The following is an 11,657-nucleotide window of genomic DNA, read 5'->3' as shown; positions in this document are numbered from 1 at the left end:
CTAACCAGATACTCACAAACTTAAATGTGTCTAACACTGGGTAGTCATCTTTAGGAAAATTAGATAGATGAGTTTTGACAATATGTCCAAAATTTGATATCATTGCTTCAATTATTTTAATATTTCTGCCCTTTATTCTATCATTTTAAAGGGCTTTTTCCTTCTTTATAACTATCGTTCAACACTTCTGTAGCCATAAGCATTTACTGACACTATACCGTTTTCTATTTTTCCTAAATTTCCAATGTACTGTCTTTTTACACAATCTGTTGTTTTTCCTTTTTTGGAGTCTCCTGTTTCGTCTATTATGACTATAATTTCTCTTTCTTATAGAACTTCTAAAATGATATTCAACCTTCTTTTTTCTAATTCTTTTGACTCCCAAGGAGAATCTGTTATGAAATGCAGTAGTCCCTGTTCATTTTTCAGTCCTAATGATGATGCTATTGCTGGTAAACTCTTTCTTTTTATATCACTTAATATTCCCACAATAATATATTTAAATGACTCATAAGGGGTGCATCCCATTTTTTCCAGTTCGATGATTTTAAGTATAAATACTCATCCTTGGATGCCTTTCAGAATAAGGCTTTGAGAATTGCTTTACAGTTTGCCCAGTAGGATTTTTGCAAAAGTGGGATGCTCCCCTCATAAGTCCTCACTTTTGGAAATATATCTTTATACAGTTCACTATATGTGTCTACACACTGTACTGTCTTTTTCGCCTCTCTTGTCCTTGTCATACTCCCTCCGGACTTTTCAGCCTTTTACCTCCATTTTAATCCCCTCAGTCTGATGAAAGAGGGGTATAGTCGCCAACAGGTTGGTTAGGACAATTCTTAAATTTGATGTTCAAATGTCTGGGTGGTGTTATTCATGTAGTGAAATCACAACAACGTTAACTTTCATTCCTCATTATAATGATTAATAAAATTCAGAGTTGCAGATTCATGATTGAAAAAGTTTTTGGAAAATGAAAGGCTCTTTTTCACCAATCTAGAGCATTTTTGCCTCAGAGTATTATTTAATCTTTCGATATGACTAGTCTCACCAGTTTCTTTTCCACTAGGATGGTCTTTCTCCGCTGGGACTGTCTTTTCATAAGACTGTCAAAAATCTGTATAAACATCTAATCTTTCACGATACTGAGGAGAGATTGACTCCCAGAATTGTTGAGCATCTTTGCTTGTCCTATCACCCCAATGAAAGCCGACAATTTGCCTCGTATTTTTGTATAGATAACACTACCAACAAAGACGTTCGCTGACTTAAACCTGGCTAGAATAAAAAACAGTAAATAAAAAGTAGCACCTACCAGTACTTGGAACTGACAGGTGCATTGCTTCAGGAGGGTGAAAGTAAAACCAAATGGTGGGTTAACACCAGTTCTGGGCTAGTTTCCGGTGGGTAATGGTATTGTGATGCCCTCCTTCGCGAGCATTTCCCGAATATGCTGGAAGCGCTCATACTGGGTGAGCGTAATCGGGCCAGCATACCCCTCGCTCTGTAGCTTGCGCGGTGGATACTGCACATAGGTTTTCATTAGCTCTTTGACCTTTTCGCTCATGGTGACCAGCATCCAGGTGCGTTCCGTATAGTTGTTCATGAAGATGTCGTAGCGTTCCTGGGGGTCTTGCCACAGGTCAAACATCTGGGGTACGACGGCAACATAACTCTCTGCCCCCTTCCATCCCAGGTTGGAGTCTACGGCTAGACCTCCGGTCGTTGCACCATCGTCACCCCGCAGGTTAAATACCGCCTTGTAATTGTTGACCCGTACTGCCCCCGGTGTCAGTTCATTCTCGGTGAAATAGAACCAGGATTTGCGTTCACACTTACCCGTACCAAACAGCGCTGGAGACATGTCGTAGCTGTCAAAGATGATCGGTTGGCCTTCACGATCATTGGTGGGCAGTGACACCCCGGCGAGGTTAGCAAAGGTCGCCATCAGATCGAGACCGCCCACAATATCGTGGTTCTTCACGCCGGGCGCGATCTTCCCGGGCCACCAGGCGATCGCCGGGACGCGGTTCCCCCCCTCACGGACAGTGCCTTTCGTGCCTCGGAATGGTGTGTAGCCAGCGTCAGGATAGACATCCTGCCAGGCCCCGTTGTCGGTCGTCCAGAAGACGAAAGTATCCTCTTCTAGCCCAAGTTCCCGCACCTTATCCATAATTGCCCCGATGCGAGCGTCCAACTCGACAATCGAGTCCGCATACTTGCACTTAGAAGGCGATTGGTGAATGAAGTCGGGGTGGGGCAAGTTGGGCTGGTGCACCTTCATAAAGTTGACGTTGAGGAAGAAGGGTTGGTCTTCCTTGGCCGCATCTTCGAGAAATTCCACCGCCGCCTTCTCGACATAACCATCGAAGAAGGGAATTCCCACCACGCCTTCATCTGGTGTATCGACGTACTGACCATTGATCTTAAAATCCTCCTTGGCCGCCTCACCGGCCTTAGCCGACAGCGATCCTTTAGTCACATTTTGGAACATGGCCCGTAGTTCTGGTTCCATATCGGGGAACCAGGTGGGGTCGGCATAGGTATAGGCATTTAGGTGGTAGAGACCGACGTACTTCATCTCGTCGTAGCCCTGGGCATTGGGTAGTGCATAATCGTCCTCACCCAAATGCCATTTGCCTGTGAAAAAGGTGCGGTAATCGGCCTGTTTCAGCACGGAGGCCAACGTCCACTCCGCTGCGGGTAAGCCGCCGCCCTGCCCCTGAAAAGCCACGGTGGTCATGCCACTACGGTTGGGGATACGACCCGTTTGCATAGCCGCCCGACCTGGGGTGCAACTCGGTTGGGCATAGAAGGAAAAGAAGGTCATGCCTTCCGCCGCCATGCGATCAAAGTTTGGGGTTGGCATCCCCCGTCCTTCGCCGCCGCCGTAGGGGCCAAGATCGCCATAGCCGGTGTCATCGGTCACTAGCAGAATAATGTTGGGTTTTTTATTCGACATTGTTTTGTCTCTCCATTAGATGGTTATTAGAGTTATTAGTCAGCCGGTGAATGCTGCCCATGGATTTAATTGTGTGGCGTTACTGAATCAGGGTATGAGTTTGTGAGCTTCAAGATTTTTTATCGCCCCCTAAATCCCCCAATGCTGGGGGACTTTCCATTTTTGGTTCCCCCCAAATTTGGGGGGCTAGGGGGGCTAAACATACCTCAAATCAGCAATGCCAATTGTGTATCCCTACACCGCCCTCCTATTGAGACATTGACCGCCGGAAGGCAAATCGATCAATGCGGCCCTACACCACCTACACCATTAAATGCGGGCAGGTTGACGAGCAGTTGTGCGGCTTTTTTTAGTTTTGTGCAGACCATGGCATTTCTTAAACTTCTGACCGCTACCGCAAGGACAGGGATCGTTGGGATGGGCTTTGGCAAAGGCGGCATCCTGGGCGGCCAAGATGGGCATGATCTTTGCGGCAGGATAGTTGCGTTGCATTATTGTCGCTAAAAGTCGGAGGGGTTCATCAATGTGATGGAAAAATGCCTTATACCCGGCACACAGGTAATTCAGCCCTTGCTCTCCATCGGGGGTGGTAATGAAGCGATTTTTGGGACATTCGCCGTTACAGGCAAAGCGCACGTCACAGTCCAGGCAATACTTGGGCAGTTTTTCCAATTTATCCCGCCCAAACTGATGCTGGCGATCGCCGCCGACCAGATCCCCTATCGGCTGATCCTGAATGTTGCCCAGCTTATAATCGGGTTCAACAAAGTGGTCACAGGAGTACAGATCACCGTTATGTTCTAGGGCCACCGCATGGCCACAGGTGGGTTCAAAGACGCACATGCCAGAGGGAGCACCGATCCATTTGCTGACGGCGGCTTCAAAGGTTTGTACGAATACCTTGCCCACATCGTGGCGCACCCATTCATCAAAGATGCTGATCAAAAAGCTGCCAAATTGTTCGGGTTTAACGGAGCGATCAGAAACGAGGGTTCCCTGTTGGTGGAGGGTACTGCCGTCCTCATTGATTCGCTCAATAATGGGGATGAACTGAACCCAACTAGCGCCCACTTCATCTCGAAGAAATCGATAGACCTCTAGGGGATGATTGCCATTTGCCGCATTGACGGTGGTCAGGATGTTGTACTCCACCCCATGTTTCTGCAGTAGCCGCAGACCCCGCATCACGTTATCAAAGGTCGGCCCCCCAACTTTATCAACCCGATAGGCATCATGGAGTTCCCTTGGCCCATCAATACTCAACCCCACCAGATAGTTGTTTTCTTTCAAAAACTCACACCACTCATCGTTGAGTAACGTACCGTTGGTTTGGATCGTATTTTCAAAGGTCATTCCCGGCTTTCGGTACTTCTCCTGGTAGGCGATCGCCTTGCGAAAGAAATTGACTCCCATGAGGGTGGGTTCTCCTCCCTGCCAGGCCACCGTGACCTCTTTTGTGCGGTGGGTTTCGATCAGTTGGCGAATATAGTTTTCCAACAGCTCATCCGCCATCCGAAACTTACTGCCGGGATAAAGCTGTTCTTTGTCTAGAAAAAAGCAGTAGGAGCAGTTGAGGTTACAAATTGCTCCGGTTGGTTTAGCCAGAACATGGATGCGGGGAGGGGTTTTGGGCTGGGTCATAGGGGGATATTGGTGGCTGAATGTGGATCAAGGTCGATATAACATATTGTCCACTTCATACTTATTGAGCTTGGCGATCGCCGCTAAAAAATCCTAAAAAATCAGAGAAAAACGGATGTGGTTTTAATGTCCATTTAAGCTTAATTGTTCTTGTATAAATCGTCACCCCAAATGATGACAATATTCGTCTTTTAGTTATCATTCTTATTTGTTTTTTAAATTAATTAAATTGTGGGGACTCCGCTTTATGGTTGTCCCCATAACTCAGTCAGGGGATTTAATGACAGGAACCAGCAAAGCTTTTATCGCCATGCTTAATTTTAAAAATGCGATAATTGTTTTCTAAAGTAAAACTAACAGGCGTACCTGCTTTTGTTTTACCTGTAAAAGTATAGTTTCCTTGATAAGTTGTGGTCGCCATTCCCACGGGTTGCATTTCTGGAGGCATAGCCGCACCAAACGCATCAACTGTCAAAGTTTCCTGTTGCTTATTAAAAACCATTACTTCCCCTTCGACAACGTCAGTCATGGACTCATTAATGGTGACAGTCACAGGTTTCTTCTGTTTCATAGAAGCATTGTCGATCAAAGAAGTGTAAAGGTAGATGTTGCCCCCTTTCTCTGATTTACCCTTAGCAACACACATAATTCCGTCATTGATGCTGGGAAGCTCAGACAAAGCGGGATGAACACCAAACAGGGGAACGGTGACCACGGTTGCGACAGAGATTAGGGCAGTTTTCTGAAAAGTATTAAGCATAATTATCGATAGATTATTTGGAATTTGTGCAACTAGACGAAACTCGTGAGACTTTAACATATTTTACGGGAAATATGGCATCAATTTTTGTCAATTGTTATCAGTTAAGCAAAAATTTATCCAAATCAGAATTTATGGGAGAATTTTCAAAATGATAGAAAGCTATTCTGTTTTGCTCTCCTGAGAATTGAAATTTAAAAAACTTGAACCTGAAATGAGAATCGGTGCTTTCATTGGTGTCTAGAACGAGTTGTGGGTTACGCCTTGTAACCCACCCTACCAAACGGGCGATCGCTTTAGGATTCAACAACCCGATTGACTTCTTCTCCAGCGAGAGATTGCTTCGCAGCCCGAAAAAACAGTAGCAGGCTCACCCCAGTGGTTATCAGGTTGATCCCGACGAACAGACCGAGAAGCGTCAAGGAGTCGAAGGGCCAATTACTCCAGATCAAAATGCCTAAAATAATGCCGATAATGCCACTGGCCAACAGTAAACCTCGGTTTTGGGTCGGGTGTAGTTCAAAAGCATTGATTACCTGAATGGCCCCTTCGATAAAGAAGAGAATCCCGATCACGAGGGTCAGGTCAAGGATCGAAAATACTGGATGTCTCAAGACCCAAAATCCGACAGCGAGGTAAAAGATGCCGGTCAAGATGTTGAGAATTGGATGTCCTACCGGATTGTGGCGGGTCTGATAGGCATAGGCGAGTTGCAAGATGCCGAACAGCAACAGTACAAAGCCAATGACATTGAAGGTAAAGATCGTCGCAAACAAGGGGTACAGGATGGCAAGCGCTCCCATAATAATCATGAGGATGCCGATCGCCAGCGCTGCTTTATAGGTCTGGTGTAATTCCTGTCGTGTTTCAGGATCGCGGTTAAACATGATGATGGCTTCTCCATGGGATAGGTCATTAAATATTTCTAAAAATAAGCGAGAACCCAAATCCGGGCTCCCGCTCCGGTCAATCACAGGCGGTTTGTGCGGTTATTCGCTCGGATGGCCGGCCTCCTTGACTTTCGCCAATATAGCGTCAAGGTTGTAGGTCGCAGGCGCTTGAAGCGGCGGATACGTTTTATAGGACATCAATTCTTTTTCCCACAACTGCTGGCCGATGGGTAACATATTCCAGTCGTACTGGTAGGCCGTGACCGGGCCGGCCAAGGCACCGCCAATGCTCATCGCGGTTTCCTGATCGACACCGACTGCCTGCTCAAAGGGATCGCGCTTGATGTTCTGCACCAAAGTCCAGTGGAAGGGGATCAAGGGCATGATCCAGCCGTCAGCTCCTGGCTCAGACATGGTGTAGTACATCTTCCAGTTTTTATACCTTACTGCCGATGGCGTGGCCCCGGAGTAATAGAAGAAGTAATCCCGCGCCGACTTGTCAGACTTAGCTTCGAGGTAGGCCCTCTGATTGACCCCATCCAATGTGGTCTTGACGATGCCGGGGTAATTACCAGCTTCGATCTGCTTCTTCAGTGCGTCTCCCTTGGCTCCACCGCCGATATCCACCAGGGTCGGCAGCCAGTCCAGGGCGGCAAATAGTTGATCCTTCACCGTGCCCGGCTCGATGTGACCAGGCCAACGCACCACCATAGGGGCGCGATAACCACCTTCGTAGGCTTCGCCCTTCTGACCCTTGAAGGGGGTGACACCACCGTCAGGGAAGGAGATCTTCTCGGCACCGTTGTCGGTGGTGAAGACTATCAGGGTATTGTCAAGCTGCCCCATGTCCTCCAGCTTCTTGAGCACATAGCCGATGTTGTCGTCCATCTGCTTCATCCCAGCTTCGTTGACCCCCCAATCCTTGCCACCCTTGGTCGATACCATATCCATATACTTATCTGGCAGTACGGTGGTGACGTGCATACGGGCCGGGTTATACCAGACGAAGAAGGGCTTGTTGGTCTTTTTGGGATCGTTGCGGTCGAGGAAGTCGATCACCTTGCCTGAAATCTCCTCGTCCACGGTCTTGGATCGCTCCAGGGTCAGCGGACCTTCGTCCTTGCAGGTCTGGTTTTTTTCTGTGCCGTCGGACGATTTACACCAGATAACCGGGCGGGGCGGGGTGAGGCAGGTGGTGGTCTTGGGATCTACGGCACCGGCTACGGCAGGCAGGCCAGGAACGGGAGTGTTTAGGCAAGGAGGAGCAATGGCCTGTTGCGTCGGGGAGCTATTGATGTCGGGGAAGCTCACCTGCTGCATGGCATCGAGGTGATAGAGATATCCCCAGTACTCTTCGAAGCCGTGGGCCGTGGGCAGGGCCGCGGTGTGGTCTCCCAGGTGATTCTTGCCGAATTCTCCGGTGGTATAACCCTGATCCCGCAGAAACTTAGCCAGCGCGGGAGTCCCCGGTCTGAGATAGGTCGGGCTGCCGGGCAGTTGGGGCGGGATCATGCCCGTTCGCAGGGGGTACATGCCGGTGAAAAACGCATTGCGGCCGGAGGTGCAGCTCTGCATGGCCACGTAGTCCATGAAAATCGCACCCTCTTTGCCGATGCGATCGATGTTGGGGGTTTCACCCACCATCAGTCCCCGGTGGTAAATGCCCGGCTGCATCCAGCCGATGTCATCGCCCATGATGAAGAGAATGTTAGGCTTATTGGCAAATTTCTCATCTGGCTGACCCATTGATGGCGAACCACTGGTGTTAGTCGTCGTTGTCGGATTATCCGTTGGGGTAGGCTGAGCCGTGGGGGTAGACTGAGCCACGACTGTTTGCGAAGATTTCCCTCCGAAAGCAACAAACAGGGAGATACTGAGGCAGAGAACCAGCAATAGGCCGGTCAATCGTTTAATCAAGGGTGTATTGAGCATTTATCAAAATTAACTCCAGTAAAATGATTGGATCAGAACGGAAAAATTGGCCTTTGTGATTGACTTAGTTCAACGTTCTGGTGTCAGTGGGATTGGTTACGAGACGGAAGCCCAGATGGGCCATGCCTGTATCCGGTTCTAGGGCCTCCCTGGCCGCCGGACGGTAACGGGTGCAATAGTTGCGGGAGCATAAATAGGAACCTCCTTTAATAACGTGTTTAGCCACCCCCGGTTCGCGGGGGTCGAAGCTTTGTTCAGCTTGAGCAACGATGGGATTAACTTGGTGAGCCATGCCGGGGTGTCCCGGACGATACCAATCCAATGTCCATTCCCAAACATTGCCCGTCGTGTCGTATAACCCATAACCATTGGGGGGAAACGAGCCCACGGGAGCTGGGCCGATATAGCCATCCGCCTGGGTATTTTTAATCGGAAATTCGCCCTGCCAGGTGTTAGCTTTCTTGGGAGAATAGGTGTTGCCCCAGCCAAAGACCCTATTTTTAAGCTTGCCCCTGGCCGCAAATTCCCATTGCGCTTCGCTGGGGAGAGATTTCTTTGCCCATTGAGCGTAAGCTTCCGCATCTTTATAGGCAATATGGACGACGGGATAGTTTTCTTTCCCTTCCAGATTGCTGTTCGGCCCTGCTGGATGTTGCCAACTTGCTCCAGGTGTCCAGTGCCACCAACTCATGTAGCCTACTTGATTGATCTCAGTCCCCTCTGGTGGCGGCTCAAAGACCAAGGAACCAGGCGATCGCTGTTCATCCGTCAAATCGGGATATTGATCTTTGGGGATAGGACGTTCGGCGATCGTTACATAGCCCGTCTCCTTCACAAACTGGGCAAACTGGGCATTAGTGATTTCATACTTGTTCATGCAAAAGCTATCCACCGTAACCGCTTCGACGGCAAGCTCATCGGGGTAATGATCATTCGCTCCCATGCGAAACGTGCCGCCCGGAATCAACGTCATCCCGGTCGGGCATTGGGGGCTTGCCAGGGCCAAAGCTTCTGGCGAATTAAACCAGCTAAAGAGCATGAGGACAGTGACCCCCAGGCTCGGCATTAACCAGCGCAAAATTGAGTACAGCATTTTAGAAATCTGCTTTTAACTGGTCATTCATTTGATAATTCGATCAGTCGCAAGGCTCAATCATCTATAGGTGATGCAGAGATTACATCATTGCTGAAAGCTTGGTTTGATAATGGTTACCGATGCTTAATCTTTAATCCATCCCACCGACTTAGGGGTTCCTTAATAAAGTCCCTATTGCCGGAGCGGGAGAGCAACGACTAAACGACTTGAGCAATTTTTTCACTACCCGTCGGTTCAGGCTATACAAAAATGGCAAACTTTTAACCTGTTAACATTTATTTACACAGCGTCGATGATAATTGATGGTTTTTGCCATTACTAGACGAAATAGTCTTATGGTTCAAGAAGTTCAGCCGCCAACACCCAAGCTCATCCATCAAAGGTTTCAAGATGCCGACGAAATGGCTGAGGCGCTGAGGCTTCCCCTCAGAATTACCCCGTTAGTGCTTGCCCCTTACTCCTGTGAAGCAGTGCAACTCAACCTGGGGAACATTGCCTTTAACTTTACGAACAATGGTACGCCCTTGCGGGTTCTCGGGCCAAAACCAGCCGGCGTCGTCAGTTTTTCTTTCCTGCTCAATCCAGCAGATGAGCAGACAGTGATCGCCCACAACTGTCCAATCAATCGGCAGATGCTGTTTGGGTTCGACTCTGAGCGGGAGGTTGATCTCGTGATGGCTGACTCGGTTTTATATTGCTATGTTGCTATCAGCATCGCCCTACTAAATAAATATCTCTGCTTGATGCAACGGGACGACCTTGATGCCAGGTTTTTAGCGCAAAATCAAGTCTGCATTCCAACGACTATTGGGCCGCTCCAGGCCTTTGTCCGGGAACTCCATGCTTTGGTCGTTAACCAGACTGCTTGCCTGGCCAACCCAGCTTTTCAAAGTCTTTTGCGAGAAGATTTCATCCCCCTCTTGATTCAGGCCATTCCGCCTAAAGGTCAACTCCCCGCAACGAGCCAACGCGCCTTGCGCCCAGGCGATTTAGTCCGACAAACGGAAGCATTCCTAGAAGCCCATCTCAAGCAGCCCATCACCCTGGCTACTGTTGCCAAGGGCATTTTTGCCAGCCAGCGTACCCTAACCTATGCCTTTGACCAAATTCTAGGTATCTCCCCGATGGTCTACCTCAAGATTTTACGTTTGCAGGTGGTGCGTCGGTTGCTGAAAATGACAGTACCGGGGACTAGGACTATTTCGGCCATTGCCGCTGAGCACGGTTTTTACAGTCCAGGTCACTTTGCTAGAGACTACAAGACCCTGTTTGGTGAGAGTCCCAAAGAAACCCTGAAGCAGTCATCAAAAAGAACTCTTTAGGTTACCCACGGACACTGCTCACAAAAAGCCCACAAATAAATGGCAAAGCGGCTAGATTACCGCCCATAAATCGGTGCAATTGTGTCATCGGGCATGAGCGCCTCATTGATAGCCCGCGTGTGATCGAGCGACAGACAACCATCGGCCGTGTAATGGATCTCCAGGAGCCAACCATAGACGGACTCTTGCCAGCGTGAAGGCCAGGCTGAGTTGGGCGATAACGTCCCTGGCGACGCCCCTAACGCTGCGGCCAGTTTCAGAATCGTGCCATGGTGCCAGCAGATTAGAATATTCTGCCCTGCGTAGTCTTCACGTTTCTCTCGAATATGCTTGGCTAGTTTGGCAAAGTCCTCATCGGCATAGTGTTGGTGGATCGGGATGCCGAGGGCTGCCGAGAGGGGAGTCACCGTCAATACTGGTCGATGGCTCTCGTCCGTTTTCTTGGAGGCAAAGATGTGATCCCACTGAATCACAGTGCCCTCTAGGGTGGTGAAATTCTGCAAGTACTGAACGTAGGCATTGGCCCGATCATGGCCAGCCGGCGATAGGCCATGGCCAGATTTTGCCTTCTCAGCGTGACGGATGAGAACGATTGTCGAACGTGCCGGCATGGCATCAGGGGTGGAAATGGCTGCTTGGTTATTGATCATAATTAGTGAATACTCTTTTCCTAAGAAGCTCGATAATCATATTGGCCCTGTTTGGTTTTTCATACATCACTACAACACTCAGCCCACTTGACTTTCAACCTCATCACTACATTCGGACACTGCCTCGAACTCCGGTGGGTGATGGTTAATTCAACACCTCTTGATCCGTTACGGTGGGCATGAGGGTAATGGTTTGGTGGGGAATGTAAACCCGAATTTCGGCTTTATCAAAGGCCTGTTTCACCCGCCGTCGGAATTCTCGCCCCACATTCCACTGTTTACAGGGCTAGGTTTTTATCAATAAACAAATCAAAATTTCTTATTTATTTTTCTTTTAAATTGAACAGTAGATGTTATTTTATAGCGTGTTGTTTCCTGGAAAAGACAGCCAAAGTCTGTAAATA

The 11,657-nt window shown here is 48.8% G+C and carries 9 protein-coding genes and 3 pseudogenes; 1 reads left to right on the top strand and 11 read right to left on the bottom strand.

Annotation, left to right across the window (positions count from 1 at the left end):
* From H6G45_RS17065 to H6G45_RS17025, 9 genes and pseudogenes are all read right to left on the bottom strand, one after another.
* Positions 1–103 (bottom strand): annotated as a pseudogene (locus H6G45_RS17065) (IS4 family transposase); the annotation flags it as partial.
* A gap of 89 nt (positions 104–192) precedes the next feature.
* Positions 193–513, bottom strand: a pseudogene (locus H6G45_RS19650) (transposase); the annotation flags it as partial.
* Positions 514–905: 392 nt separating this feature from the next.
* Positions 906–1,094: pseudogene (locus H6G45_RS17055) on the bottom strand (IS1 family transposase); the annotation flags it as partial.
* Between the two features lie 299 nt (positions 1,095–1,393).
* Complete coding sequence (locus tag H6G45_RS17050; RefSeq protein ID WP_190599591.1) at positions 1,394–2,962, bottom strand: arylsulfatase; 1,569 nt, start codon at positions 2,960–2,962, stop codon at positions 1,394–1,396.
* Positions 2,963–3,271: 309 nt separating this feature from the next.
* Positions 3,272–4,603 (bottom strand): anaerobic sulfatase maturase, encoded by a 1,332-nt coding sequence (locus H6G45_RS17045; RefSeq protein WP_190599590.1) that lies wholly within the window; start codon positions 4,601–4,603, stop codon positions 3,272–3,274.
* A gap of 277 nt (positions 4,604–4,880) precedes the next feature.
* Positions 4,881–5,318, bottom strand: a complete 438-nt coding sequence (locus tag H6G45_RS17040; RefSeq protein WP_190599589.1) for a hypothetical protein — start codon at positions 5,316–5,318, stop codon at positions 4,881–4,883.
* Positions 5,319–5,659: 341 nt separating this feature from the next.
* Positions 5,660–6,250 (bottom strand): HdeD family acid-resistance protein, encoded by a 591-nt coding sequence (locus H6G45_RS17035; protein ID WP_190599588.1) that lies wholly within the window; start codon positions 6,248–6,250, stop codon positions 5,660–5,662.
* Between the two features lie 102 nt (positions 6,251–6,352).
* Entirely contained in the window at positions 6,353–8,185 is a 1,833-nt protein-coding gene (locus tag H6G45_RS17030) for an arylsulfatase (protein WP_190599587.1), read from the bottom strand.
* Positions 8,186–8,249: 64 nt separating this feature from the next.
* Positions 8,250–9,278 (bottom strand): formylglycine-generating enzyme family protein, encoded by a 1,029-nt coding sequence (locus H6G45_RS17025; protein ID WP_242018221.1) that lies wholly within the window; start codon positions 9,276–9,278, stop codon positions 8,250–8,252.
* Between the two features lie 338 nt (positions 9,279–9,616).
* On the opposite strand from H6G45_RS17025, the gene H6G45_RS17020 reads away from it, so the two are divergent.
* Positions 9,617–10,603 (top strand): AraC family transcriptional regulator, encoded by a 987-nt coding sequence (locus tag H6G45_RS17020; protein WP_190599586.1) that lies wholly within the window; start codon positions 9,617–9,619, stop codon positions 10,601–10,603.
* A gap of 56 nt (positions 10,604–10,659) precedes the next feature.
* Here H6G45_RS17020 and H6G45_RS17015 read toward each other — a convergent pair whose 3' ends face one another.
* On the bottom strand, positions 10,660–11,253 hold the full coding sequence (locus H6G45_RS17015) for a flagellar basal body-associated protein FliL (RefSeq protein ID WP_190599585.1): 594 nt from the start codon (positions 11,251–11,253) through the stop codon (positions 10,660–10,662).
* Between the two features lie 145 nt (positions 11,254–11,398).
* Positions 11,399–11,521, bottom strand: coding sequence for a hypothetical protein (locus tag H6G45_RS19915; protein WP_277922735.1), 123 nt, complete (start codon positions 11,519–11,521; stop codon positions 11,399–11,401).
* Positions 11,522–11,657: the final 136 nt, after the last annotated feature.

Source organism: Synechocystis sp. FACHB-383, assembly GCF_014698605.1.
Lineage (GTDB): Bacteria > Cyanobacteriota > Cyanobacteriia > Cyanobacteriales > Microcystaceae > Synechocystis > Synechocystis salina.
This window is presented reverse-complemented; position numbering and strand designations above follow the sequence as displayed.